Annotated in this window: 29 protein-coding genes and 1 tRNA gene; 13 read left to right on the top strand and 17 right to left on the bottom strand. The window is 62.4% G+C overall.

The genetic code is table 11. From position 1 onward, the window contains the following. Positions 1-3: 3 nt before the first annotated feature. The 4 genes from GTP69_RS19480 to GTP69_RS19465 all read right to left on the bottom strand — a co-directional run bounded on the left by GTP69_RS19480 (position 4) and on the right by GTP69_RS19465 (position 3,254). Positions 4-79 (bottom strand) — tRNA-Ala (locus GTP69_RS19480). An 85-nt stretch (positions 80-164) separates the two neighbouring features. Beyond that, positions 165-1,574: a glutamate--tRNA ligase gene (gene gltX, locus GTP69_RS19475; RefSeq protein ID WP_161056413.1), complete on the bottom strand. Its 1,410-nt coding sequence runs from the start codon at positions 1,572-1,574 to the stop codon at positions 165-167. 30 nt (positions 1,575-1,604) lie between these two features. Beyond that, positions 1,605-2,012, bottom strand: coding sequence for a VOC family protein (locus GTP69_RS19470; RefSeq protein ID WP_110848792.1), 408 nt, complete (start codon positions 2,010-2,012; stop codon positions 1,605-1,607). 126 nt (positions 2,013-2,138) lie between these two features. After that, positions 2,139-3,254: an alanine racemase gene (locus GTP69_RS19465; RefSeq protein WP_161056412.1), complete on the bottom strand. Its 1,116-nt coding sequence runs from the start codon at positions 3,252-3,254 to the stop codon at positions 2,139-2,141. A 60-nt stretch (positions 3,255-3,314) separates the two neighbouring features. Here GTP69_RS19465 and GTP69_RS19460 point away from each other — a divergent pair, with 60 nt between their 5' ends. After that, positions 3,315-4,286, top strand: a complete 972-nt coding sequence (locus tag GTP69_RS19460) for an ornithine cyclodeaminase family protein (RefSeq protein WP_161056411.1) — start codon at positions 3,315-3,317, stop codon at positions 4,284-4,286. Positions 4,287-4,290: 4 nt separating this feature from the next. On the opposite strand, the gene GTP69_RS19455 is transcribed toward GTP69_RS19460, so the two are convergent. Beyond that, a complete protein-coding gene (locus tag GTP69_RS19455; protein ID WP_161056410.1) occupies positions 4,291-4,896 on the bottom strand; it encodes a TetR/AcrR family transcriptional regulator in 606 nt (201 codons plus the stop codon). A gap of 114 nt (positions 4,897-5,010) precedes the next feature. On the opposite strand from GTP69_RS19455, the gene GTP69_RS19450 reads away from it, so the two are divergent. From GTP69_RS19450 to GTP69_RS31115, 3 genes are read left to right on the top strand one after another with little or no spacing between them, the layout of a single operon-like run. Continuing rightward, on the top strand, positions 5,011-5,559 hold the full coding sequence (locus GTP69_RS19450) for a hypothetical protein (RefSeq protein WP_161056409.1): 549 nt from the start codon (positions 5,011-5,013) through the stop codon (positions 5,557-5,559). Positions 5,560-5,570: 11 nt separating this feature from the next. Further along, the gene (locus GTP69_RS19445) at positions 5,571-5,861 is read left to right on the top strand and encodes a transcriptional regulator (protein ID WP_161056408.1); all 291 of its coding nucleotides are present in this window, start codon (positions 5,571-5,573) and stop codon (positions 5,859-5,861) included. A 23-nt stretch (positions 5,862-5,884) separates the two neighbouring features. Beyond that, complete coding sequence (locus GTP69_RS31115; protein ID WP_202424495.1) at positions 5,885-6,748, top strand: DUF2141 domain-containing protein; 864 nt, start codon at positions 5,885-5,887, stop codon at positions 6,746-6,748. Here the strand turns inward: GTP69_RS31115 and GTP69_RS19435 are convergent, their stop codons facing one another. Both GTP69_RS19435 and apbC read right to left on the bottom strand, forming a co-directional pair. Then, on the bottom strand, positions 6,749-7,138 hold the full coding sequence (locus tag GTP69_RS19435) for a DUF4399 domain-containing protein (RefSeq protein WP_161056407.1): 390 nt from the start codon (positions 7,136-7,138) through the stop codon (positions 6,749-6,751). Between the two features lie 14 nt (positions 7,139-7,152). Beyond that, positions 7,153-8,241, bottom strand: a complete 1,089-nt coding sequence (gene apbC / locus GTP69_RS19430) for an iron-sulfur cluster carrier protein ApbC (RefSeq protein WP_161056406.1) — start codon at positions 8,239-8,241, stop codon at positions 7,153-7,155. 100 nt (positions 8,242-8,341) lie between these two features. On the opposite strand from apbC, the gene metG reads away from it, so the two are divergent. The 5 genes from metG (at position 8,342) to GTP69_RS19405 (ending at position 12,252) form a co-directional block, all read left to right on the top strand. Continuing rightward, on the top strand, positions 8,342-10,507 hold the full coding sequence (metG, locus tag GTP69_RS19425; RefSeq protein ID WP_161056405.1) for a methionine--tRNA ligase: 2,166 nt from the start codon (positions 8,342-8,344) through the stop codon (positions 10,505-10,507). Positions 10,508-10,517: 10 nt separating this feature from the next. Beyond that, complete coding sequence (locus GTP69_RS19420; protein ID WP_161056404.1) at positions 10,518-10,997, top strand: GNAT family N-acetyltransferase; 480 nt, start codon at positions 10,518-10,520, stop codon at positions 10,995-10,997. Between the two features lie 86 nt (positions 10,998-11,083). Next, positions 11,084-11,542, top strand: a complete 459-nt coding sequence (locus tag GTP69_RS19415; RefSeq protein WP_161056403.1) for a hypothetical protein — start codon at positions 11,084-11,086, stop codon at positions 11,540-11,542. Next, positions 11,539-11,844, top strand: a complete 306-nt coding sequence (locus tag GTP69_RS19410; RefSeq protein WP_161056402.1) for a hypothetical protein — start codon at positions 11,539-11,541, stop codon at positions 11,842-11,844. The genes GTP69_RS19415 and GTP69_RS19410 overlap by 4 nt, the downstream gene beginning before the upstream one ends. Before the next feature lie 90 nt (positions 11,845-11,934). Continuing rightward, entirely contained in the window at positions 11,935-12,252 is a 318-nt protein-coding gene (locus tag GTP69_RS19405) for a hypothetical protein (protein WP_161056401.1), read from the top strand. A 1-nt stretch (position 12,253) separates the two neighbouring features. On the opposite strand, the gene GTP69_RS19400 is transcribed toward GTP69_RS19405, so the two are convergent. Both GTP69_RS19400 and GTP69_RS19395 read right to left on the bottom strand, forming a co-directional pair. After that, entirely contained in the window at positions 12,254-14,260 is a 2,007-nt protein-coding gene (locus GTP69_RS19400; RefSeq protein ID WP_161056400.1) for a 2Fe-2S iron-sulfur cluster-binding protein, read from the bottom strand. Positions 14,261-14,262: 2 nt separating this feature from the next. After that, complete coding sequence (locus GTP69_RS19395) at positions 14,263-14,886, bottom strand: glutathione S-transferase family protein (protein ID WP_161056399.1); 624 nt, start codon at positions 14,884-14,886, stop codon at positions 14,263-14,265. A gap of 108 nt (positions 14,887-14,994) precedes the next feature. On the opposite strand from GTP69_RS19395, the gene GTP69_RS19390 reads away from it, so the two are divergent. Further along, the gene (locus GTP69_RS19390; protein ID WP_161056398.1) at positions 14,995-15,900 is read left to right on the top strand and encodes a LysR family transcriptional regulator; all 906 of its coding nucleotides are present in this window, start codon (positions 14,995-14,997) and stop codon (positions 15,898-15,900) included. Here GTP69_RS19390 and GTP69_RS19385 read toward each other — a convergent pair. Both GTP69_RS19385 and GTP69_RS19380 read right to left on the bottom strand, forming a co-directional pair. After that, positions 15,866-17,539 carry a hypothetical protein gene (locus GTP69_RS19385; protein ID WP_202424494.1) on the bottom strand — a complete coding sequence of 558 codons (1,674 nt, stop codon included), beginning with the start codon at positions 17,537-17,539 and terminating at the stop codon, positions 15,866-15,868. The two genes, GTP69_RS19390 and GTP69_RS19385, sit on opposite strands and share 35 nt — an antisense overlap. 76 nt (positions 17,540-17,615) lie before the next feature. Next, the gene (locus GTP69_RS19380; protein WP_161056397.1) at positions 17,616-18,518 is read right to left on the bottom strand and encodes a DMT family transporter; all 903 of its coding nucleotides are present in this window, start codon (positions 18,516-18,518) and stop codon (positions 17,616-17,618) included. Between the two features lie 127 nt (positions 18,519-18,645). On the opposite strand from GTP69_RS19380, the gene GTP69_RS19375 reads away from it, so the two are divergent. From GTP69_RS19375 to panC, 3 genes are read left to right on the top strand one after another with little or no spacing between them, the layout of a single operon-like run. Then, on the top strand, positions 18,646-18,855 hold the full coding sequence (locus GTP69_RS19375) for a DUF3460 family protein (protein ID WP_110848807.1): 210 nt from the start codon (positions 18,646-18,648) through the stop codon (positions 18,853-18,855). A 20-nt stretch (positions 18,856-18,875) separates the two neighbouring features. Continuing rightward, complete coding sequence (locus GTP69_RS19370; RefSeq protein WP_110848808.1) at positions 18,876-19,736, top strand: segregation and condensation protein A; 861 nt, start codon at positions 18,876-18,878, stop codon at positions 19,734-19,736. A gap of 25 nt (positions 19,737-19,761) precedes the next feature. Continuing rightward, positions 19,762-20,601: a pantoate--beta-alanine ligase gene (gene panC / locus GTP69_RS19365; RefSeq protein WP_161056396.1), complete on the top strand. Its 840-nt coding sequence runs from the start codon at positions 19,762-19,764 to the stop codon at positions 20,599-20,601. On the opposite strand, the gene GTP69_RS19360 is transcribed toward panC, so the two are convergent. From GTP69_RS19360 to GTP69_RS19335, 6 genes are all read right to left on the bottom strand, one after another. Next, complete coding sequence (locus GTP69_RS19360) at positions 20,598-20,993, bottom strand: hypothetical protein (RefSeq protein ID WP_161056395.1); 396 nt, start codon at positions 20,991-20,993, stop codon at positions 20,598-20,600. The genes panC and GTP69_RS19360 overlap by 4 nt on opposite strands. A 66-nt stretch (positions 20,994-21,059) precedes the next feature. Then, a complete protein-coding gene (locus GTP69_RS19355) occupies positions 21,060-22,271 on the bottom strand; it encodes an EAL and HDOD domain-containing protein (RefSeq protein ID WP_161056394.1) in 1,212 nt (403 codons plus the stop codon). A 111-nt stretch (positions 22,272-22,382) separates the two neighbouring features. Then, on the bottom strand, positions 22,383-22,772 hold the full coding sequence (gene cheY, locus GTP69_RS19350) for a chemotaxis response regulator CheY (protein WP_008450066.1): 390 nt from the start codon (positions 22,770-22,772) through the stop codon (positions 22,383-22,385). 135 nt (positions 22,773-22,907) lie between these two features. Further along, the gene (locus GTP69_RS19345) at positions 22,908-23,984 is read right to left on the bottom strand and encodes a protein-glutamate methylesterase/protein-glutamine glutaminase (RefSeq protein ID WP_161056393.1); all 1,077 of its coding nucleotides are present in this window, start codon (positions 23,982-23,984) and stop codon (positions 22,908-22,910) included. A 19-nt stretch (positions 23,985-24,003) separates the two neighbouring features. Then, positions 24,004-24,600, bottom strand: a complete 597-nt coding sequence (gene cheD / locus GTP69_RS19340; protein ID WP_110848813.1) for a chemoreceptor glutamine deamidase CheD — start codon at positions 24,598-24,600, stop codon at positions 24,004-24,006. Between the two features lie 9 nt (positions 24,601-24,609). Next, positions 24,610-25,473: a CheR family methyltransferase gene (locus tag GTP69_RS19335; RefSeq protein ID WP_110848814.1), complete on the bottom strand. Its 864-nt coding sequence runs from the start codon at positions 25,471-25,473 to the stop codon at positions 24,610-24,612. Positions 25,474-25,709 lie beyond the last annotated feature (236 nt).

Below are 25,709 nucleotides of genomic sequence, written 5' to 3'. Positions count from 1 at the left end.
AACTGGTGGAGGTAAGCGGGATCGAACCGCTGACCTCTTGCATGCCATGCAAGCGCTCTCCCAGCTGAGCTATACCCCCGTTTGCGCGAGAGACAAGAGTATAGCAGAGGCGCCGTATTATGCAAATACCCTTTTGCAACTTTGCCCCTGCTTCAATGAATTAATTAAATGAACTTTGCCAGGCGCGCGACAACCGTATCGCGGCCAAAGATTTCCAGTACCGCGTCAATCGCCGGCGTCTGCAACTGGCCAGTAATAAACAGGCGCAACGGCATGGCGATCTGCGGCATCTTCAAACCATGCGCAGCCAGCACTTCCTTGATCATCGCGGCGATCGCAGCCTTGTTCCACTCCACCGTTTTGCAACGCTCGGCGAAATCGGCCAGCGCCGGCTTGACGGCGTCGGTGACGTGCTGGGTCAGCAGCGCGGCGTCCGGCTGCGGCTCACGGTAGAACAGCATGGCGGCATCGGCCAGTTCGTTGACGGTGTTGGTGCGTTCTTTCAGCAGACCCAGCACCACGGCCAGCGACGGCGCACCTTCGAACACGGCGCCGTTGGCCAGCATGCGCGGCTTGGCCAGTTCGGCCAGGCGTTCGTTGTCGGCCTGCTTAATATAGTGGTTGTTCAGCCAGTTCAGCTTTTCGATGTTGAACTGCGCCGCCGAGTTGGACAGGTGCGAACCGTCGAACCAGCTGCACACCTGCTCCATCGAGAACACTTCCTCGTCGCCATGGCTCCAGCCCAGGCGCGCCAGGTAGTTCAGGATGGCTTCCGGCAGATAGCCTTCGGCCGGGTATTGCATGACGTTGACCGCGTCCTTGCGCTTGGACATCTTGGCGCCGTCCGAACCCAGGATCATCGGCAGGTGGCCGTACTCCGGCAGCGCTGCGCCGATGGCGCGCAGGATGTTGATCTGGCGTGGCGTGTTGTTGACGTGGTCGTCGCCGCGCAGCACGTGACTGATTTCCATATCCAGGTCGTCGATGGCGACGCAGAAGTTATAGGTCGGCGTGCCGTCGGTGCGGGCGATGACCAGATCGTCTAGCTCTTTATTGCCGATGGTAATGGTGCCTTTGACGAAATCGTTCCAGGTCACTTCGCCGTCCAGCGGATTTTTGAAGCGAACCACTGGCTTGCGGCCTTCCGGAATCGCCGGCAGGGTCTTGCCCGGCTCTGGACGCCAGGTGCCGTCGTAACGTGGCTTCTGGCCGGCGGCGGTGGCGCGGTCGCGCATCGCCTGCACTTCTTCCGGCGACGAATAGCAGTGGTAGGCGGTGCCGGCTTCCAGCATCTGGCCGACCACTTCGCGGTAGCGGTCCATGCGCTGCATCTGGTAGAACGGGCCTTCGTCGTGATTCAGACCCAGCCACGCCATGCCTTCGATAATCGCCTGCACGGCTTCCGGGGTCGAGCGTTCCAGATCGGTGTCTTCGATACGCAGCACGAAGGTGCCGCCGAAGTGACGGGCGAAGGCCCACGAATACAGCGCCGTGCGGGCGCCGCCGAGGTGGAGGTAGCCGGTCGGGCTAGGTGCGAAACGGGTACGGACTGGCTTGGCTGGTGCGTTGGTCATCGGAGTGAAAGCTGAGATATATAAAGAATGCTATTTTACCGCGTCGGCGAGGGCTTGGCGCTCAAAGCTGGCGCGGTACTTCTCGTGGGCGTCGGCACGGGTGTTCATTTCGAACAGCAGGCCACCGGGCGCCTCGCAGAAGAAGCGTGAGCCGCGCTCGTGCTGAAACATGCCGGTCTTCATCGTGACGCCCTGCGCCAGCAAGTGCTGATACAGCTCGCTGACTGCGTCCACCGACGGCAACTCGAAGCCGAGGTGGAAGTTGTGCGGCCACACCACGGTATGATCCTTGGCCTCGATGACGATGTCGAAACCGGCGCGCTTGAGCATCGCTGCCGCCGGGCTGATGAATTCCAGCGAGCAGCCGAGGTGCTGCACGAAGAAGTTGGCGGTGGCTTTAACGTCGCTGGATGGAAAGCTGAGGTGATTGAATTTCATGGTCTGACTCCTGTTGGTGAAGCCATCAGAATAAGACCCGAACGCCCTGCCCTCAACTCGCTTTTCATTCGCAGAAAAGCCTTTCCCATCAACGACTTAACGCCGCCGCAAGCGAATTACTCGCTTTTACCAGCCGCTGAAGCGCGGCCACACCGGCCAATCGCCGCCGTTTTGCGGAATAACATGGTATTGCCCGTGCTGCGCGCCGGTGGCGCAAGCGTGATTCGGCAGCACGCGCAGGCTGCTGCCGACCGGAAAGCGCTGGGCGATGTCGACGCCCGCGTCGCCGCGCCATTGCAGCACGCCGTGCTCCTGGTTGGCCTTGCCGAAGCCGAGGTCAGGAATCGGCTGGCCGTCGGCGTCGCACACCACGCCGTAGCCGTGCTCGTGATGGCCGAGGTCGCGGCTCATCGCCATCCAGCCGCCATCGGTAATGACCCAGCCTTGCGCCGGCTGGTGGCCGATCACGGTGCACAGCACGCTGATGGCGATGTCGTCCTGCGTGCACACGCCCACGTCGGCCATCACCATATCGAAGAACACGTACACGCCGGCACGCACTTCCGTCACGCCTTCCAGGTGGCGCGCACTCAGGGCGGTGGGCGTGGAGCCGACGCTCACCACTTCGCACGCATGGCCAGCACTACGCAACAACATAGCGGCCGCCACGCAACGCGAGCGTTCCTGCTCCGCCATCGCTTCCAGCGCTTCCGGCGTATTCAGGTCGTAGGAGGCGCCGGCATGCGTCATCACGCCCTTGAGGCGCGCGCCGCCTTGCAATGCGGCGGCGATGTCCAGCAGCACCGGGTCGGCAGGCTTGACGCCGGAACGGTGGCCGTCCGTATCGATTTCAATCAGCACCTCGTAGGTCAGGCCGTGTTCGGCGCCGTGGCGGGCGACCTGCTCCGCCATCGCCACCGATTCCACCAGCAGCGTCAGGCGCAGCCCGGCGCGAATCAACTTCAGCGCATGGTCCAGCTTGTTCGGCACGATGGCGACGGCGTACAGAATATCCTCGACGCCCGCGCGAAAGAACTCTTCCGCTTCCTTCAGCGTCGAAACGGTAATGCCGCGCGCGCCGGCGGCGATCTGGCGGCGCACCACTTCCAGGCATTTGCTGGTCTTGACGTGCGGACGGAATGACATGCCCAGCTTGTCCATACGATTCTGCATGCGTTCGATATTGTTCTGCATGCGGCGCTCGTCCAACAACAGGACCGGGGTTTCCAGGATGTCTTGCATGACCAGCTCCTTATTTGCGATAAAATACATTCTATCCAATTTTAGACAAATTAGCCAATCATGCGCAATCAAGCCCAACTTTTGCTTCTGGACCGCGATACCATTAACGGCCTGCTCACGCCGGACATGGCGCTCACAGCGGTGAGCACTGCATTCACACTGCAGGGGTCACAGCAGGGACGCATCTTCCCTGTCGTGCGCGAGGCGCTGGCGACGGGCGGCGTGTTTGGCATCAAATCGGGGGATATCGCCAGCCAGGACGTGCTGGGTTTTAAGGCCGCGGGTTTCTGGCCCGCCAACCGCGCACTTGGCGGCGAGCCGCACCAGGCCACAGTGATGCTGTTCGACCCGGCAACCGGGCGGCCGCGCTGCATTATGGATGGCAATGCGATCACCACCGCGCGGACTGCGGCGGCGGGCGAACTCGGCTTGCGCATGCTGGCGCGGCAGGATAGCGAAACGCTGTGCGTCTTCGGCACCGGCGTGCAGGCCGCCGCCCAAACAGCAGCAGCGTTGCGCGCCTTGCCTTCGTTAAAAGAGATTCGCTACGTGTCGCACAGCGGCGCGCCGGACCCCGGCTTTGAAGCGCAATTCGCCGCCTGGGGTAAGCCCGAACATACTGCCGATGCCGACGCAGCGGTCGCCGCCAGCGACATCGTCATCACGGCGACGCCGGGCCGTGGGCCGCTGTTCAGCGCAGGCGCGGTGCAGCCGGGGGCACACATCAACTGCGTCGGCGCCGATACGCGCGGCAAGCGGGAACTGCCGGAGGGCTTGCTGCAACAGGCGCGCATCGTCGTGGACGAACAGGCCCAGGCCAGCGCGCTCGGTGAAATGCAATGGGCGAACGGCCTGGCATGCGTGCAGATGGGCGACCTGCTGGCCAGCCACGCATCGTTCACGCGCGAACCATCGGATATCACGGTCTTCGACATGACCGGCCTGGCCTTGCAGGATCTGGTGCTGGGAGAGTATCTATATAAAGCTGCTCAACGGGATGGCGCGGGCCTGAACGTGGCCTGGCCGTGGTAGCTAGCTAGCCGCCCAGCACGCCAAAGGCTGCCGCGCGCACGCGGCGGGCAAGGTCATCCACATCGCGTTCGCCGCGCTGGCCGGCGGCGTCCACCAGTCCACGGATGATCACGAACAGATCGGCGGCAGCGACACTGCGGCGCGCCGCATCCTGTAAATGCGGCGGCGTGTCGGGCTTGTCGAGCACGATAAGCAGCAGGTCATGAAAGCTGTGCTGCCCATCCATCGCCGCGCGGATCTCCGGACGTCCCTCTTCCTGATCCAGCAACCGCGCCAAGTTCGGCCGCGTCAGCTGCTGCGCCACGCCGACGTCGATAAAGGCCGTCAACGCCTCGCGCCACGATGGCAGCGCGGCGGCCGCAGCGGCAGCGGCGTGCGCCTTGGCTTCCTCGCGCATCAACAGCGCCAGGGTCAGCGCATCCTTACTCGGAAAATATTGATACAGCGTGCCGATGCTGGCGCCGGCGCGACGCGCCACCGCATTGGTGTTAAAGCCTTCCAGCCCTTCCGCCTCCAGCACCAGCGCAGCCGCTTCCAGCAGCGCATCCACCGTGTTGACGGCGCGGCTCTGGCGCGGAGCTTTGCGAAGACGAAGTGCGGCAGGCGGCATAACAGGGACTGTGCGTAAAAATCATCATTCTAGCGCGCCGCAAAATATTCGAGTTGACATCCAGATAATTTGAAAGCAAACTACTCTGCATTACAGAGTACTCTATGGATCATCATGAATCAGCAAATGGCGCGCGACCTCCTCGCGGAGATTGAAGAAACACAGCAACGCAGCGAGCAATACCTGGGCTACTGGCGCAAGGGGCCGATCGTGCAACTGTGGGGCGTGGTGTGGATCGTCGCCCACCTGGCTTGCTACTGGCTGCCTGGTAGCGCCGGCAAGATCTGGATGATCTGCGACCTCGCAGGCTTTATCGGCAGCCTCCTGCTGCGCTGGCGCGAGAGCGGCGGCGACAAGCAGCAACAGGACGACCGGCGGCTGGCATGGGCCGGCGGCATCCTGCTGGGGTTCGGCATCATCGTCTCCATACTGATCGGCCCACGCGGACGCAGCATTGAAGTGTTCTGGACTTGCCTGGCGATGAGCGCCTACATGCTGCACGGCCTGTGGTTCGGCCTGCGCTGGACCATACTGGGCGGACTGGTGATTGCCATCAGCCTGACCGCTTATCTGCTTCACAGCCCATGGTACGAGCTGATCATGGCAGTGGCGGCCGGCGGCGGCCTGCTGCTGGGCGGCACCTGGATGCGCCACGCGCGCTGAGGACGATGGCAATGGACGGCCTCGACGAAGTCATACACCAAAGCACGCGGCTGCGCATGATGACGGCGCTGCATACCCTGAAGAAAGACGAATGGATTGAATTTGTCCGCCTGAAGTCGCTGGTCAACGCCAGCGACGGCAACCTCGGCGCGCATCTGGAAACGCTGGTGCGCGCCGGTTATGTCGAGATCGACAAGCAAATCGTCGGCAAAAAACCGCTGACCCGCATCCGCACCACCCCTGCCGGCCGCGCCGCCTACCGCCACCACGTGGCACAACTGCGCGCATTGCTGGATATGTGATCACCTGACCTGAGAGGAACATCATGCACATGACTTTGATCGGCTGGCTGCACACCCTGGCCTGTTTCTACGCGCTGGCAATCGGCGGCGTGCTGCTGTGGCGCGCCAAAGGCGGCGCCACGCACCGGCGCGACGGCCTGCGCTATATATACGCCATGACTTTCGTGAACGTGAGCGCGCTCTGCATCTATCAGCTGGGCGGCTTCAATGTGTTCCACGTGCTGGCGCTGGCCACGCTCGCCAGCCTGGCGATCGCCTTTGCCAGCGCGCGCTGGCGCAAACCGGGGCGTTACTGGCTACGCATCCACCTGACCGCCATCGTCTTCAGCTACTACCAGCTGATCGGCGGCCTGATCAACGAAGCATTCGTGCGCGTGCCTTTCCTGCAAGGGGAACGCGCGCTGGTCGGCCTGACGCAGGGCGTGATGATGATGGTGTTCCTGATGCTGTTGGCCTATTTCTGGGGCCGGACGGCGCGCACCGGCATGGCAGCGGTGGCGCTGGCCGCCATGGCGACCGCCTCACAGGCGGCCACGGTGACGCTGGATCTGAAAGACGTCGTTCCCGGCAAGGGCACGCTGGTGGTCGCCGTCTATAACAACAGCGAGCAATTCCTGCGCAAGTCGATGAAGAGGCTGACAGTGCCTGCAGGCGATGCGGCCATGCAGGTCAAGCTGGACGACCTGCCGCCCGGAGACTACGCGATCGCGCTGTTCCAGGACGTCAACGGCAACGGCAAGATGGATACCATGATGTTCGGCATTCCGTCCGAGCCCACCGGCTTCAGCAACAACGCCGAAGGCAAGTTCGGACCGCCAAAATTTGAAGCGGCGCGCTTCACGCTACCGGCCGACGGCACAACCATCGGCATCACGCTGCACAAGTAACTACTTGACGGTGACTTTGATTTCCTTGTTCATGCCGGGGCCGTAAGCCTGGTGCAGGCCGTTGGCAAACTGCATGGTCAAGGTGTAATTCCCCGGCGGCAGCGTCAGTTCGGTTTCGGTCTGACCCTTGCCGAAGTGGATGTGCTTGTCATCCATGGGAATCACTTCGCCGGCCTTGATTGGCGCGGCGTTGATCAGCAAATGATGATGTCCGGTATTGGCGGTCATGTCGCCGGCAGGCTTGACGTCCATGCCGGCCACCGCAAACTTGACCTTGAACGGGCTGCTCACGGTAGCGCCATTGGCCGGCTCGACAAACGACACAGACTGCTGCGCAAACGCCGCAGCGCTGATCGCCAGCAAGCCCGCCGCCAATACCGATTTCATCATAATGACGCTCCTGTTTAGTCGTTTTTAACGACGATGGTCGGGAACTTGCTGGTCATGTCCTTGGCTTTGTCCGACACCTGGATTGCTACCTTGCGGGCGATCGCCTTATAGATAGCCGCGACCTGGCCGTCCGGATCGGCGACCACGGTCGGCTTGCCGGCGTCAGCCTGCTCGCGGATCGCCATGGTCAGCGGCAGCGCGCCAAGGAAGTCGACGTGGAAGTCCTTGCACATCTTCTCGCCGCCGCCGTGACCGAAGATTTCTTCAGCATGACCGCAGTTGGTGCAGATGTGCACGCTCATGTTTTCCACGATGCCCAGGATCGGAATGCCGACCTTTTCGAACATCTTCAGGCCCTTGCGCGCGTCCAGCAGCGCGATGTCCTGCGGCGTGGTGACGATGATCGCGCCGGTGACCGGCACTTTTTGCGACAGGGTCAGCTGGATGTCGCCGGTGCCTGGCGGCATGTCGACAATCAGGTAGTCCAGATCGCGCCAGTTGGTTTGTTCCAGCAGCTGTTGCAGCGCCTGGGTGACCATCGGGCCGCGCCATACCATCGGCTCGTCCTGATCGATCAGGAAGCCGATCGACGACACTTGCACGCCGTAGTTCTCCAGCGGCTCCATCGATTTGCCATCCTTGGTTTCCGGACGACCTTTAACACCCAGCATCATCGGCTGCGATGGGCCGTAGATATCGGCATCCAGCAGACCAACCGACGCGCCTTCGGCGGACAGCGCCAGCGCCAGGTTGACGGCGGTGGTCGATTTACCGACGCCGCCCTTGCCCGAAGCCACGGCAATGATGTTTTTGACATTGACCATCGGCTTCAGGCCGCGCTGCACGGTGTGCGCGAGAATCTTGGTGTACACGCTGACGCTGATGTTGCCCACGCCCGGCAGGGTCTTCAGGCCGGCGATGACGCTGGCGCGGATGCCGTCGATCTGGCTTTTGGCTGGGTAGCCCAGTTCGATATCGAGCGAAATATCGCTGCCATCGACCTTTAAATTCTTGACGGCTTTACCCGTTATGAAGTCCTTCGTTGTGTTTGGATCAACAATTTTGGACAGGGCGGCCTTGACGTCTTCTACTGCAATGCTCATGTAACTCTCCGTTAAATATGCCGCCATTCTAGCGCAACCTGCGCAAGTGCCGCATCCGCTGTTAAAATGAGCCCTTTCCATCCACAAAGTGCAACAAACCATGACCCGCAAGCTGTTCGTCACCACTGCCCTGCCCTACGCTAACGCCGCTTTCCATATTGGCCACATGATGGAGTACATCCAGGCCGACATTTGGGTACGCTTCCAGCGAATGCAGCGCGACAACGGTGTGGCGCGCGAGGTGCATTTTGTGGGCGCCGATGATACCCACGGCACGCCGATCATGATCGCCGCCGAGAAGGAAGGCATCACGCCGCAGCAGTTCGTGGCCAAGATCGCCGCCGGCCGCGCCCAGTATCTGGACGGTTTCCACATCGCTTTCGATAACTGGTACTCGACCGATTCGCCGGAAAACGTCGAACTGTCGCAAGGCATCTACCGCAAGCTGCGCGATGCCGGCCTGATCCAGACCAAAATCGTGCCGCGCTTCTACGACCCGGTTAAGGGCATGTTCCTGGCCGACCGTAACATCAAGGGCGAGTGCCCGGTGTGCCACGCCAAGGACCAGTACGGCGACAACTGCGAAGTCTGCGGCGCCGCCTACCAGCCGACCGAACTGATCAACCCGTTCTCGGTGTTCACCAACGCCACGCCGGTGCTGAAGGATTCGGAACAGTATTTCTTCAAGCTGTCCGACCCGCGCTGCTACGAGTTCCTCAAGGCCTGGCTGAACACGCCTGGCCGTTTGCAGCCAGAAATGGTCAACAAGGTCTCCGAATGGCTGGGCGAAGCCGGCGAAAAGCTGGCCGACTGGGATATCTCGCGTGATGCGCCGTACTTCGGCATCCCGATCCCTGACGCGCCGGGCAAGTACTTCTACGTCTGGCTGGACGCACCGGTCGGCTATCTGGCCTCGCTGAAAAACTACTTCGACAAGAAGGGCCTGGACTACGAGGCGTTCCTGCGCGATTCGAATACCGAGCAGATCCACTTCATCGGCAAGGACATCGTGTCGTTCCACCTGCTGTTCTGGCCGGCGATGCTGAAGTTCTCGGGCCTGCCGACCGTCGAGCGCATGCGCGTGGCGGTGCACGGTCACCTGACCGTCAACAACGAAAAAATGTCCAAGTCGCGCGGCACCGGCATCTCGCCGCTGCGCTACCTGAACCTGGGCATGAATCCGGAGTGGCTGCGCTACTACATCGCCTTCAAGCTGAACTCCAAAGTGGAAGACCTGGACTTCACCGGCGACGACTTCGTGGCCCGCGTCAATTCGGACCTGATCGGCAAGTACGTCAACATCGCCTCGCGCTGCGCCGGCTTCATCGCCAAGAAATTTGACGGCAAGCTGGCCGACAGCTTGTCCACCAACGCGCAGGAATGGATCAAGCGCGCACTGGTAACGCCGGAAGGCGTCGAGCGCCAGGCCAACATCGCCGCCAATTTCGAGGCACGCGAGTTCGGCAAGGCGCTGCGCGAAATCATGGAAATCGCCGACATCACCAACCAGTACGTGGACGAGAACAAGCCATGGATTCTGGCCAAGGATGAAACCAAACTGGCCGAGCTGCACGACGTCTGCACCACCGCGCTGATCCTGTTCCGCCAGCTGACCTTGCTGCTGTCGCCGGTGCTGCCGGGCGTCGCCGCCAATGTCGCCAAGTTTCTCAACGACGAGCAACTGGTGTGGGCTGATACCGACGTCGCCAGCGGCGTGGTATCGAGCGCGCTGCTGGGCCGCACCATCGGCGCCTACACGCACCTGATGACCCGCGTTGACGCCAAGATGATTGAGGACCTGTTCGACGCGCCACAAGGCGCCGCCGCACAAGCCGCCGCCCCTGCCGTCAAGGCCGAAAAGCCAGCCAAGGCCAAGGCCGCGCCGGCAGTCGCTGTGACCGAAACCGGCATCGAAGTGATCGCCCCGGAAATCTCGGTGGACGACTTCTTCAAGGTCGACCTGCGCATCGCCAAGATCGTCAACTGCGAACACGTGGAAGGCTCGGACAAGCTGCTGCGCCTGACGCTGGACGCCGGCGAAGGCCGCCTGCGCAACGTGTTCTCCGGCATCAAGTCGATGTACCAGCCGGAAGACCTGATCGGCAAGCTGACCGTGCTGGTGGCCAACCTGGCGCCGCGTAAGATGAAGTTTGGCGTGTCGGAAGGCATGGTCATGGCCGCCTCGGCGGTGGATGAGAAAACCAAGCCGGGTATCTACATCCTGAATCCATGGCCGGGCGCCGAGCCAGGCATGCGCATCAGTTAAGGGCTAAGGCATGAACCTGCGTGTGCGCGAAGCAACAACGGAAGATGCCAGACTGATCGCCGAGCTCACGCGCGCTGCGTGGGCCGGCAAGGTCAGCGTCACCTCCAGCGGCCACCGCGAAACCGCCGTCATCGTTGCAGAACATCTGCGCGATGGCGGCGGTTTTGTTTTGGAGGTCGACAATCAGGCGATCGGCTCGGTGCGCTGGCTGCCGCTGGATTCGGAACAGGACGTGTGGGAAGTGTGCCGCATGGGCGTGCTGCCCGGGCATCGCGGCACTAATCTGTCGCAGCACTTGCTGGAGGCGGTGATCCATCATGGATTGACGTCCGGCGTGCAGGAAGTGCGGCTGGCGGTGCGCGCCGACCAGCCCAAACTGATCGATTTCTACGCTGCCTACGAGTTTGAACTAGCGGAAGAGCTGGAATATTCCCACGCCAATCCGCTGGAACCAGCACCGCTGGTGATGCGACGTCTGCTGCGACACTGACAGGCGTGCGGGCGTGTGTCCTACGTGTGCACCCGGGCTCGCATGAAAGAATGACTGCTCATCGACTTGTATTCGAGGAGCACGACATGAACAGCAAATTTATCGCACTGATCGCAGCCGCCGGTTTCAGCTTCGCCGCCACCGCCCAGACCACTACCCCTGGTCAGACCGGCCAAACCGCTACCGGCACGGCCACGCGGCCTACCACCATGCAGCCGGCCGGCACGCAAAATCCCAACGCATTGCCGCTGAATCCGAGCCGCAGCACGCTCAGCAACCCGCCCAATACGCTAAATACGCCGACCACGCCGAACAGCAACCTCAATAGCAACAACCTCAACAGCCCCAATAGCAATCTCAATAGCAACAATCTCAACAATAGCAACCTGAGCAACACCAATCGCAACGGCAGTACTGTGAATTGCGGCAGCGCAACAAGCAGCGCGACTACCGGCGCGCCGCCGCTGACCACTAGCAGCCGCGTGGACACGGCCCCTAGCGTGGCATGTAACAACAGCACCCAGCCTGGCCAGGTGCGACCATGAAGCGCGCGCTCGCCCTCTATCTGATGGCAGGCTGCCTGGGCGCCCCGGTGTGGGCGCACCAGGCAGATCCCGATCCATCTGTCAAAACTGGCGATGGCAAAGCAGCGCCAGCGAAAAAATCCAGTGCGTCCGCCTGTAGCAATATGTCAGGCGGAACCGAGGCCAGCGGCGGCGAAAACGTCGAAACGCATGCCAAGGCCGGCAAGGCGAAAACCGCAGGTTGCGGCAAGTCGAACGGCAAGGCATCGGCACCCCATGCCGCGCCGACCACGCCCAATCCAGACGTGAAAAGCCGGTCCTAGTCCGACCGCAACACAAGGCAGACTCCTACATGTCCGCCGTGTTTGGCATGAAACAATCAAACCTCTTGAACCTGAGTAATGGAGAACACCATGAACAGCAAAGTAATCGCGTTGATCGCCGCCGCCTGCCTGAGCACCGCCGCCATGGCACAAACCTCGGGCACCAGCAACACCGGCACGCCGACGGCAGGCCAGAGTTCGGCTACCAGCGGCGAACAGCAGGCAACCACGATGCAGAACAACTCCAATATGCAGAACACCGCGCCGGCCAAAACCGCCAAGGAGCGCAAGCAGATGCAGCGCGATAAGAACAAGGTCGATTGCAATACTGCGGCCACCGACGGCGGCGCAACCGCCCCGGCTCACGCGCCATGTGAAGACAAGAACGTGAAGTCGAAACGCGGCTGATTTACAGCGCCAGCGTAAGCGCGCCGCTACCGGCGCGTGGCACGACGGAACACAGCAGCACCTGGCCGGCTTCCGGCTCGGTGCCGCAGCTACGTGTATAGCTGACGTCGCCGCCTGCCAGCCCGGTTGCGCATGATCCGCACAAGCCCGAGCGGCAGCCGGATGGCGCTTCCACGCCGCTGGCCTCGGCCAATTCCAGCAGGCTGCCGTGCGTGCCGTCCCAGGTTGCATTCATACCCGAGCGCTCGAAGCGTACCTCTACCGGTCCGCTGGCCGGCTCCGTGACGGCCTGTGTGTCCCGGCCCGCATCGCGCCGCACGCTGGCCGGGCCGAACGCTTCGAAGCGAATGCGCGCATCGGCCACGTTCAACTTGCGCAAGCCGTCGTACATCGCCTGCATGAAAGCGGCCGGTCCGCACAGGTAAAAGTCATAGTCGTCAAACGGCAGCAACTCCTTCAGCATCGCCATGTCGATATGCCCGTCCTGGCTGCTATAGCGCGTGTGCAGATGCAAATTGTTGTGTCCCTCCGCCAGCCCGTCGAGGTGCGCGGCAAACGCATGTTCGCTGCGGCTGCGCGCGCCGTGGATGAACCAGATCGGATGTTTGTGCCGTGTGCGACTGCCGTTCACCAGCAAGCCATTCAGCATGGAGATCATCGGCGTGACGCCGATGCCGGCCGACAGCATCACCACCGGCCGCTGCATGCCTTCTTCAAAAGTAAACTCACCGCCCGGTCCCATCAGCTCGATCAACGCGCCCGGCGCCAGATGCTGATGCAACCACGACGACACCAGGCCGTCGCGCTTGACGCTGATGCGGTACTGGCGGCCGTTCGGCGCGTCGGAAATCGTATAGCTGCGGATCTGCGATGCAACGCCCTCGTCCGCCCACGCAGGCACGCGCAGCGAGATGAACTGGCCCGACATATGCGGCGCGACGCCGGCGCCGTCCGCCGGCGCCAGATAGAACGAGCGCACGCCATCACTCTCCATCACCACATCGGCCACGGCAAACGAGCGCCAGCCTTTGACCAGCGCGGCAGCGGACTGCACACTGTCCGCCTCGGTCCAGTTGCCGGTGCGCGCCACTTGTGCGGCCGGCTGCGGCGCAGTCCAGCGGAACGGCAGCGCGCCGACATTGCGCACCACCTCGCGCACATGGAAACGCAGCAGCTTTTCAGCGCCGACAAAGGCCTGCAACTGCGGGCCATCCCAGATGATCTCCGCTTCCACCGCCAGATGCAGCATGTCGCCGCGCTCAAAGTCGATGAACAATAGGCCGGCGCGGGGCGACGTCAGCAAATTGCCCATAGTGTTGAAGAAGTAGTTGCCGACGAACTCAGGCGAGGTCAGCGTGTGATCGTCGTCCACCCGCACAAAGCCGGGCCGGCCGCCGCGATGCGACACATCCACGCCACGGCCCCGCCCTGCATCGGACGCCATATTGGCGCTGGCGATGAAGAAGGTATCGGCACGGGCGATCAGCGCCCGGTCAGCGTCGCTCAGCTTGTCGGAGCGCAGAACTTCGACGGCGTGGCCATCATCCGGCGCCGGGCTGTGCTGGCGGTGATGGATGTACTGCGGGCAGTTGCCGAAGCTCTGCGTGATGGCGATGCGCAGCACGCCGTTATCAGTCGACACGATCTCGCCATTGACGCGGTTGCGGCGGCGCGTGGTCGGCTCCAGCCCCAGCCCGCCGACGTGCGCGCCGGCATGCAACTGGCCTTGCAGCGGATCGCCCGGCAGCATACCGCCGTTGATATCCAGTGTGCGCGCATCCGGCGACACGATGAAGCCGGCATCGGCCGCCAGCATGGTCGCCCAAGGCTGCCCGGCCTCGTCCAGCGCGCCGAGGAAGAAGAACGGTAGCGACTGGAAGAATTCGCGATGCTGGGCCGGCATGTGGTCGCGAATGAATGCCGCTGCACCGGCCATTTGTTCGCGCACACCGACGCGTTCCTGGATCGCCAGTTCACCGGCGTGGAATGGAGAGGCAGCGGCATTCATGATTACACCTCCTCGGGGGCGAGGCCGGCCTTGGTGGCAGGCATGGCCACGAAGCCCGGCAGTGCGCGCACATTGTCCAGCCAGGCGCGAATATTCGGATACGGTTTGAGCGAGACGCCGCCTTCCGGTGCGTGGGCGACGTAGCTGTAGCCGGCGATATCGGCAATGCTGGCGTGCTCACCCACCAGCCAGCGGCGGCCTTGCAGTTCCTGCTCCATCACGTCGAACAGACGGGCGGCGATGTCCTTGGCGACTTCGTGGTCGCGTGGCGCGTTGAACACCGTGACCAGGCGGGCGGCGGCCGGGCCGTAGGCGATCTTGCCGGCAGCGGCCGACAGCCAGCGCTGAACGTTGGCGGCGGCCAGAGGATCGCGCGGCAGCCAGCGGCCGGTGTCGTCGTATTTGGAGGCCAGGTAGACCAGGATGGCGTTGGAATCGGCCAGCGTCACATCACCGTCCTGCAACACTGGAATTTCGCCGAACGCGTTGAGCGACAGGAAAGGCTGTTGCTTGTGCTCGCCCGCACCGAGGTTGACCGAGACGAATTCATGAGGCAGGTTCAGCACGCCCAGGAACAGTTGCGCGCGGTGGGTGTGGCCGGAAAGAGGAATGCCGTACAGTTTCATGATGCGTCCTTGGTAAGTTGATGATGGAGCCAGTATAAAGAGCGCGGATCGTGCTGATAAGACGGACAAAATCGGAATCAATGTCCACTCAAAGTGTACAATCGAGCCATGATAGATCTCAGTACCATTAACCTGAACCGCCTGACCACCTTTGTTGCCGTGGTGGAGGCCGGTTCACTGACGGCCGCCGCGGAACGGCTGGGGTTGGCCAAATCCATGGTCAGCAAGCATATGCAGCTGCTGGAACAGGAAATCGGCGTTGGCCTGCTGCTGCGCTCGACGCGCAAGCTAAGCCTGACCGAAGCCGGACGCACGTTTTACGAAGCCAGCCGCCAGCTGCTGCAAGCGGCGGAGCAAGCCATCGAACAGGCGCGCAGCGGCCGCGACCAGCTGCAAGGTACGCTGCGGGTGGCCTCGCCGATCGACTATGGGCTGATTGTGGTATCGCCGCTGCTGGCGCAACTGCGCGCGCGCTATCCGGCGCTGAAGATCGACCTTACCTGCGGCGACCACATCATCGACCTGATCGCCGAGGGCATCGACGTGACCGTGCGGCTGGGCAAGCTGGCCGACTCCGGCCACATGGCCACGCGCGTGGACACGCTGGTGCGCTGGCTGGTGGCCAGCCCGGATTTCATCGCCCGCCACGGCATGCCGGCCACACCGGACGATCTGCCGGCGCTGCCGTATGTCTCGCTATCGGTGCTGGCGCAGCCGACACAATTTACGCTGAGTGATGGCGCCGGCAAACAGGCACACGTGCGCATGCAGAACACCGTGTTTTCCTCCAACACCGCCTACGCCACGCGCGCGGCCGCACTGAGCGGCGACGGCGTGCTGCGCGCCACCGTGTTTTCGGTCAAGGACGATGTGGCGGCTGGCCGGCTGGTGCGCGTGCTGCCGGATTGGTCGCTGCAGGAAAGCGATATCCACGCGGTCTACCCCGCCACCTCGCACGTGCCGCAGAAAGTGCGCGTGTTTATCGACGCGCTGAAGGCTGCAACCGCCGGCTAGCCGTCTTGCGGCGGCGGGTGACGATCCAGCCGCCCGCCACGAGCGCCGCCACCGCAACGCCGCCCCAAACCCAGGTTGCCTTGGCCGATGCAGGCCGGCGCTCACGCGGCGCAGCCGGGTCTTTGAAGGTGGCGGGAAACGCGCGCGGCGCAACCGGCACGATCTTCCAATCCGCGCGGTTGGCCGGCGCGCGCTGCTGGTACTCGCGCAACGACAACACAGGGTCGCTGCCGAACGCGCGTGACGATGGATATTGCGGCAGCCGCACGAACAGCAGCGCTTCCAGATCCTCAGCCAGTTGCGCCTCCAGCCCGCTGCGGGCCGCACCGCTGGTCAGGCGGCGCAGCAAATCATCACCGATGGTGTTGAACGCCACAAAAGGCAGCAACTCGGTACGCTCGGTTTTCAGGTAGTCATAGGCGCTCTGCCCGCTTGCCAGGCTGACGTCCTTGAGCGCCATGTAAGGCAAGGCCATCGCAGCCTTCAGCGGCGCTTCGCCACCCAGGCGTGGAATCTGCCAGCCCAAGGTGCGCAACGTCTCGACATTGATGCCGGCACAGTTGGTGCTGGCGTGTCGGTAATGAAAATCCTGCCGATAGAAATGACTGAACACCCGGCTGATCGCCTCCTGATACAAGGCCGGCGCGCGAGCGTCCTTCAGCACCGCCACCAGCATGTACGACGGGCGATACCAGGACTGGCCGCTGTTCAGGTCGCCCATATACGCATCCATGGGCAGTGTGGCGGCAATGATGCCTTTCTCGCTGACAGACGCCAGGCTGTAGAAATTATTCACCAGCCAGTCGTCCCACTCGCCGGCGCTGCCGAAGCGGCCGGTCGCCACGGCGAAATGGCCACCGTAGGACTCATCGTCATCGCCTTGCGCACCGTTCAGGATGAAGCCCAGCACCGGCTTGCCGGCCAGCGGCATCGGTTGCATGCCGCCATCGCGGCGCCACAGCGTGCGCACGGCAAAATTGGCTTGGGCGCCGCCGTGCTCTGCGCGCACCAGGCTTTCGATGGTTTCGCCGCGCGCCAACAGCTGGCTGGCGGCGGCGGTATCAATGGCATAGCGTTTGGGCCACAGCGTGCGGATCACAAAGTGATCGTCGCGCAGCACACCGCGCGCCTTGACATCGCCATCGGAGAAAAAAGCGACGCTGCTGTCGTCCACGTAAGCGCGGTTGCTCGACAGGCGCGGCGTCAGCGTCACGGCCAGCGGCGCGGCGTTGCCGGCGCGTGACAGTTGCCCGCCCGCCTGCAAGCGCCCTTCCGCCACATGCGGCGAGCCGATCCACAACAAGGACGGCGGCTGGTCGCTGGGCCGGCCCTTGCCGTTGATTAGCCACGCCTGCACATCCTCCTGCGCGCGCAGGCGCGGGGCGTAGCCGGCAGCGTCGGCCTTGGCCACCGCAATCATGTCATCGTTGAAGTACCACAGCGCCTGCTCCGGGGCCAGGCAATCCTGGCAGCGGCCGGTGGAGAGCTTGAAGCGGTCGGTGGCATACAGTCCCAGCAAGCCGGGCGCGAGGGCGTCGCGGATGCTGGTGTCTGGTGATGGAGCAGCGTGCGATGACATGGCGGCCGTGTAGCACAGGGCCGCCGCTGCCAGCACAGCAAGAACGGGACGTGGCGGCATGCTGTCACTCCGGAAGTTGACGGAGTTGCAGTTTAGAACGGTGTTTTACCGAGCTTGTTACGCTCCGTCAAGCTTTCTAGCCGCGCCGGGCGGAGACCACGATGCCGCCGACGATCAGCGCAAATGCAGCGGCATGGTAGCCGTGCGGCGCTTCGCCGAGGAAGGCCGACGACAGCACGGCCGTGAACAACGGCGTCAGGTTAACGAAGAAACTGCCGACCGACGGCCCCGCCTCCCGCACGCCCGCGCCCCAGCAGCCGAAGGCGACGATGGCCGGACAGGTCGAAACGTACAGCAGCGCCGCCGCCAAGCTCCAGCTCCACTGCACCGAAATCGCCCCCAGCGCCTGTTCGCCCAGCGCGAAACCGCCCGACCACAGCACGCCAAACGTCACCTGCGCCAGCAAGAAGCTGGCCCAGTCGGCGCGTATGCCGGCCGGTTCGGTGGTGCGGGTCAGCAGCCAGCTGTAGAACGACCAGGCGATGGTGGCCAGGATCATGAACAGGTCGCCCGGCACCAGCCGCAGTTCCAGCACATGCCGCCATTCACCGCGCGCCAGCACCAGCAACACACCGGCGATCGACAGCACGGCGCCGGCCACTTGCCGCCGGTTGACCGGCACGCCAAAGAACAGCCAGCCGGTCAGCATCATCCACACCGGCATGCCGGACGCCACCAGTGTGACGTTGATCGGCGTCGAGCTTTGCAGCGCCATGTATTGCAGCGCGTTGTACATGCCGATGCCGAGCAGGCCGAGCATGGCGTAGCGTTTCCAATGTCGCCACAGGCCGGCGTCACGGCGAAATACCGGGCCGGCCAGTGGCAGCAGCAGGAAGAAAGCGATGCCCCAGCGCAGGAAATTCAGTAGCACTGGCGGCAATTGGTCATGCACCAGCCGGCCGACGATGGCGTTGCCGGCCCACAGCAAGGGAGGCAAAGTCAGCAGGAAGATGGTTCTGGACGTGAGGCGCGTGGTCATTTTTGATATTCGTACAACATTATCTTCAGGAAGCATACCCGATCCGGCCCGCCACAAGCGATAGAAATAGCTTTGCAACGCCGGGGCGCGGTAAAATAGCCGTTGCTGATCCACCCACTTAGATAATATGAAACTTTCTAAACAACATTCGATGTACGAATCCGAGCACACCCTGTTCATCAAGGCGTTGAAGGAAAAGAACCCAGGTATTGAGGCAGGCCAGCAACTGGGCCGCGCGCTGCTGTGGGATCGTCCACCGGTTTCGCTGGATGAGCAACAGCGTCAGCTGGAATCGGCCGTCAAGCAACAAGCTTACGTCTACCAGAACAAACTCTAAGCACACGCGGGGCGGCAAGGATGTTGCCAGATCAGACGGCTGAGGTGCAGCCGCCGGAACAGGACGCTGCGGTTGCCGACGCGGTTGCCGTCACAGCCGAAGTTTCCGCCCTCGCCCGCCTGTACGGTGAGCCGCTGCTCAAGCTGCCCACCGACCTGTACATCCCGCCGGACGCGCTGGAAATTTTCCTCGACGCGTTTGAAGGTCCGCTGGACCTGCTGCTCTACCTGATCCGCAAGCAGAACTTCAACATCCTCGACATCCCGATGGCGCAGCTGACGCTGCAATACCTGAAGTATGTCGACCAGATCCGCCTGTCCAACCTGGAGCTGGCGGCCGAGTATCTGCTGATGGCGGCCATGCTGATCGAGATCAAATCGCGCATGCTGCTGCCACAGCGCCAGGTCGACCTTGATGTGGAAGCAGACGATCCGCGTGCCGAGCTGGTGCGCCGTCTGCTGGAATACGAGCAGATCAAACTGGCCGCGTACGACCTCAACGCCATCCCGCAGCTCGACCGCGATTTCACCCGCACCGAAATCTTCATCGAGCAGAGCCTGGTGCCGACCTGGCCGGAGGTGGTGGCCAGCGACCTGCAACAAGCGTGGCTGGATGTGATGAAACGGGCCAAGCTGACCCAGCATCACAAGATCAGCCGCGAGGAACTGTCGGTGCGCGAGCACATGACCGGCATCCTGCGGCGGCTGCAATCGGCTCGCTTTGTCGAGTTTGCCGATTTGTTTGACGTGGCCGGCGGCGTGCCGGTGGTGGTGGTCAACTTTGTCGCGCTGCTGGAGCTGGCCAAGGAAACCCTGATTGAAATTACCCAGGCCGAACCGTTCGCACCGATTTATGTGCGGCTGGCCTACTCGCCGGCGTGAGCCGGCATACGAATGAGCTTACACCATGAAAATCATCACCTCGATTGAAGAACTGCGCGACCAACTCAGCGGCCAGCTGCGCACGGCCTTTGTCCCGACCATGGGCAATCTGCATGAAGGCCACCTGTCGCTGATGCGCCTGGCGCGCAAGCACGGCGACCCGGTGGTGGCGTCGATCTTCGTCAACCGCCTGCAATTCGGCCCGAACGAGGACTTCGACAAGTATCCGCGCACCTTCCAGGCCGACGTCGAGAAGCTGGAGAAGGAAGGCGTGTACGTGCTGTTTGCGCCGACCGAGAAGGATCTGTATCCGGAGCCGCAGGAGTACCGCGTGCAGCCACCGGATGGCCTTGGCAATACGCTGGAGGGCGAGTTCCGTCCGGGCTTCTTCAACGGTGTATGCACGGTGGTGACCAAGCTGTTCTCATGCGTTCAGCCGCGCGTGGCGGTGTTCGGCAAGAAGGATTATCAGCAGCTGATGATCATCCGGAATATGTCGCGTCAGTTTGCCATGCCGACCGAGATTATTGCGGCCGAGACATATCGCGCGGAAGATGGCCTGGCGCTGTCGTCGCGCAATATGTATCTGTCGGCGACTGAGCGTGCTGAAGCGCCGGCGCTGTACAAGACGCTGAATGCGGTGGCGGATGAGGTGCGTTCGGGCCATCTGGATGTGTTCCAGCTGGAGCACAAGGCGATGGACGATCTGGCCCAGCGCGGCTGGAAGCCGGATTACATCTCGATCCGCAAGCGCGGCGATCTGCAACCGCCAAACGCCGGCGATCTGGCGCAAGGCACGCCGCTGGTGGTGCTGGCCGCCGCCAAACTGGGCACGACCCGCCTGATCGACAATCTGGAAATTTAAGGTTTGGAACCCGCAGGCGCGGCCGGCAACACGGTCGCGCCTTGCGGCGTCAGCTGGATAATGACTGACGGCGTGCTGATTGCCGGTACCGGCGCTTGCACTGGCGCTGGCGGCTGACGTGTCAGCAAGTTCACCATGAGACCTATCATGGCGATGAACATCCCGATCATCGCGAAAAGCACGCCGACTATCCATTTGATAATCTCGGCCTTTGCCACCTCCACCGCACTCTCTATCTTGTTGTCCATCGCGTCAAATTTGGCGCCAAACGCGTCAAAACGCGCGTGAACGGCTGTAAAACGCTCGGCCATCGCCACGCGTAAATCATCAACTGCGGTGCGGACGTCGCCCACTTTGTTGTCGATGTACTCCCTGTCGGAATTGGCGTTCATGATGGAGTCATCATGCGCCGCGCAATCGGGAGCGTCAACGGCTGCGCGTGCGGTGTTTGAGGCAGATCAGGCGGCGACGTTTTGGGCCCAGGCCAGCGCTGAGAGATGCGCCTTGTTGACGTCCAGCGGGCTCAGCTTGAGGGTCGCGGCCAGCGAGGCCACCAGGTCGGAATTCAGTTCGCAGGCCTCGGCCAGCGCCAGATAAGGCCCGTACTTGCCGCTGCGCGTCAGCAACGCCGCCACCACATCGTCGGACAGCTGAATGTTGGCCAGCACTTCCTGCATCGGAATACCGAGCAGCCGGTCCAGCAGCGAGAACATGCCCGCCACGAAAACATTTTCCGCCTCGCTCTTGCCCAGCGCCGATTGCGCCAACAGCTCGGCCAGACGACCGCGCACAACCGCCGTTTCCAGCAATACCGGCGAATAGCCCGAGGTGCTGGCGGTTGCCAGCAGCAAGGTCAGCCAGCGGTACAGCGGCTGGTAGCCCAGCAAGGTCAGCGCCTGGCGCAGCGACTGCACTTCCCTGCCCGCGCCAAAGCCGGCCGAGTTAATGAAGCGCAGCAGCTTGTACGACAGCGTAGCGTCGCGCTTCAGCACTGCCTCCAGTTGGGCGATGTCGGCGTTCTGCCGGACCATCTGCATCAGCTGCATGATGATGGTCTGGGCCGGATTCAGACCCTTGCTGTCGGTGGTAGGACGCGGTGTCAGGTGGAGTTTGCCAACGAAGGCGTTCAGGCCCAAGGCAGCACAGGCGTCAAAGTCGGCCCAGTTGCTGACTGGGCGGGCGATCATGCCCACGCTGGTTTGCTTCAGGCCGGCATAGGTGCGGGCCTGGGTGGCCACGTCGGCGCCGGAGAAGCGCATTTCTACATAGGATGCAATGCTCGGCAAACGGCTGCCGATGCGCGTCAGGTCGGCTTCACGCAGCAGCACACCGACGCCGCCGGCACGCAAGCCCTGCACCGCCGCCAGCGTGTCCGGATTGGCCAGCTCGGCAGCCTTGATCGACAACACAGTGCGTTCCGGTGGCAGTTCGTACAGCGCATCGGTCGACAGCATGGCCGGCACCGCTTCCAGGAACAGGGTCTTGTCGCGCAGCAGCCAGCCGTCATCTTCATCGACCACCTGGCTGGCGACAAAGCCGACCAGCGACTCCAGCGCTTCCAGCGTGGACGCCGCGCCGCTGCTGGACTGTTGCCAGCACAGCTCATACCCGACCACGCGCTGCTTGGGGTCGAGCAAGGGTTCACGGACGATGAAGTTAGTCTGGTGCATGATTTTTCACACTACCCCAAAACGAAAGGGTCTGACCCCGTGCGGGGTCAGACCCTGGCCGCAGCGGTGTGCGGGTGTACGGGTGCCGCTCACAGCCACTTAAAACTTAAATCAAGCGCCGAGTTTCTCGAAGATCTTGTTCAGTTTCTCATCCAGCGTAGCGGCGGTGAATGGTTTCACCACGTAGCCATTGGCGCCGGCTTGAGCCGCCGCAATGATGTTTTCCTTTTTCGCCTCGGCGGTCACCATCAGTACTGGCAGTTTGGCCAGTGCTGGATCGGCACGAATGTTTTGCAACATCGTCAGGCCATCCATGTTCGGCATGTTCCAGTCGGACACGACGAAGTCGAACGATTCGGCGCGCAGTTTGGCCAGCGCCATCACGCCATCTTCTGCCTCGTCGACATTGGCATAACCCAGTTCTTTTAACAGATTCCGGACGATGCGGCGCATCGTCGAAAAATCGTCAACAACTAAAAATTTCATCTTTGGATCAGCCATGAATTGCTCCGTTGTTTCTTTACGCGGTTGTTAATAGTGCCTACTAATCGTGCCCACATCGGCATTAAGTTGTAGGATAGCATTTTCGTTGCCTGAAGGCGAACAAAGTAGCAGTAAAACGTCACAGTTGCACGATTAAACACGCAAGGCGCGCATACCATGCTGTGCCAGGTGTCCAAGAACCATTCCCGGCAGTGCCTGCAGTGCCCCAACTTCGTGCGCCGCGCCGACCGCAATCGCCTCGCGCGGCATACCGAACACCACGCAACTCGCCTCGTCCTGGGCAAAATTATACGCTCCGGCGTTACGCATCTCCAGCATCCCCGCCGCGCCATCCTTGCCCATGCCAGTCAGGATAACACCGACCGCGTTCTTACCGGCGGCTTGTGCAGCAGAACGGAACAAAACATCGACCGATGGCCGGTGACGGTTGACCGGCTCGGCCTGGTCGATGCGGGTCATGTAGTTGGCGCCGCTACGGGTCAGGTACAGGTGCGAGTGGCCGGGCGCGATGTAGGCATGGCCCGGCAGCACGCGCTCATTGCCCTGCGCCTCCTGCACCGAGATCTTGCACAGCGAGTCGAGCCGCTTGGCGAACGAGCGGGTAAAGCCTTCCGGCATGTGCTGGGTGATCAGGATGCCGGGGCAGTCGGACGGCATCTGCATCAGGAATTCGCGGATCGCCTCGGTGCCGCCGGTGGAAGCGCCGATGATGATCAGTTTTTCCGACGACAGCAGCGGATTGCGCAAGGCCGACAGCGGCGCGGCCGCATGACCGTCGGCGCCCGGCTGCGGCAGGCGGCGCGCCTGCACGCGCGCCTTGGAGGCGGCGCGGATCTTGTCGGTAATCAGTTCGGTGTATTCGCGCATGCCGGCCTGGATCGAGATCTTCGGCTTGGTGACGAAGTCGACCGCGCCCAGCTCCAGCGCGCGCATGGTGATTTCCGAGCCGCGCTCGGTCAGCGACGACACCATCAACACCGGCATCGGTCGCAAGCGCATCAGTTTTTCCAGGAAGTCGAGGCCGTCCATCTTCGGCATCTCGACGTCCAGCGTCAGCACGTCGGGGTTGGTTTGCTTGATCAGTTCGCGCGCCACCAGCGGATCGGGCGCCACGCCCACCACTTCCATGTCGGGTTGCGAGTTGATGATCTCGCTCATCACGCTGCGTATCAGTGCGGAGTCGTCGCACACCAGGACTTTGATCTTCATAAAAAGGCTTTCTTGTTATTTAAAACAGATCGATTTCGCCACCCACCGGCGCCACTTTGAGGCGGCTGGCATATTCGATTTCCCGCTTGACCAACGTATCGTTATGGCTCTGCATCAGTTTCTTGACCAACACCTTGCCGGTGCGCGGGAAGAAATACACCTTGCGTGGATAGATGTCGTTCAGATCTTCCGCCACCACGCGGATTTTTTCCACCTTGAGGAAGTTCAGCACGAAGGCGGCGTTGCGCTCGCCGACGTTGATGGCGGTAAAGCCCTTCAGCACCGCGCCGCCGCCGAACACCTTGGCTTCCAGGTTTTCGCGCCGCGCGCCGGCCTTGAGCAAATCATTGATCAGGATCTCCATCGCGTAGGTGCCGTAGCGCGCCGAGGCCGACACCGGACTGCCGTCGCCGCCGCCGTCCGGCAGCATGAAGTGGTTCATGCCGCCCAGGCCGGTGACGCGGTCGCGGATGCAGGCCGACACGCAGGAACCGAGCACGGTCACAATCAGCATGTCCTTGTTGGTGAAGTAATACTCACCGGGCAGGATCTTGGCGGCCTGGCAGTCGAACGTGCGGTCAAAGTAGACGTTCGTGGCAAATTGTTCGAGGTCCATGTTTTATTCTCATGTGCGTTGCGGTGCTTTACGGGCCGCAGCGGTATCGTCCAATTCGTAGACGGTCTTGCCGCGCAGTTTCAACGACTCCGAGACATACAGGAAGTTCTCCGAGTGCCCTGCAAACAGCAGCGCATCCGGTTTCATCAGCGGCACGAAGCGCGACAGAATCTTGCGCTGGGTGGCTTTGTCAAAGTAAATCATCACGTTGCGGCAGAAAATGGCGTCGAACTGGCCGCTGATCGGCCAGCTGTCCGCCAACAAGTTCAACTGCTTGAACGTTATCATATTACGCAATTCGGGCCGCACGCGTGCCATGCCTTCGCGGTCGCCCTTGCCTTTGAGGAAGAAACGGCGCTGGCGTTCAGGCGACATCTTGTCCAGCCGGTCCATGCCGTAGACGCCGTTGGCGGCGGTCGCCAGCACGTTGGTATCGATATCAGTCGCGACGATTTGCACGTTCGGCGTCAGCGTGTTGAACGCTTCGCACACCGTCATGGCGATCGAGTACGGTTCCTCGCCGGTGGAGCTGGCGGAACACCAGATGGTCAGCGGCTCGCGCTTGCCCTTGACGTGGTCGGCCAGCAGCGGGAAGTGGTGCGCTTCGCGGAAGAACGAGGTCAGGTTGGTGGTCAGGGCGTTGGTGAACGATTCCCACTCTTCACCCAGGCGGCCGGCTTCCAGGTCGTCCAGGTACTTGGCGAAGGAATCGATGCCGGTGGCGCGCAGCCGGCGGGCCAGACGGCTGTAGACCATCTCCTGCTTGCTGTCGGCCAGCGAAATGCCGGCGCGTTTGTAGATCAGCCCGCGGACCCGTTCGAAGTCCCGGGCGTTGAAGTCAAATTCCTTGACCGTGTCTTTTGATTGCGGCATATGCTTACATCCTCTCAGGTCATGCTAACTATGCCAACCGTCACTCGCGCGTATGCGGGAGCCTATGCTCAGCATGGGTACCCGCGTGCGCGGGTACGACGGGTACAGCTTAAAACTCTTCCCACTCGTCGGCGCCCGAGGACGCCGCTGCGGTTTTCTTCGGTGCGGCCGGACGCGCGGCAGCCGGCGCTGGCGCCGATGCCGGACGCGGTGCGGCCGCCGCAATGGCCGGCGTC

Source organism: Duganella levis (assembly GCF_009857605.1).
GTDB classification, from domain to species: Bacteria; Pseudomonadota; Gammaproteobacteria; order Burkholderiales; family Burkholderiaceae_D; genus Rugamonas; species Rugamonas levis.
The sequence above is the reverse complement of the archived record's forward strand: the minus strand, read 5'-3'. Positions and strand labels throughout refer to the sequence as shown.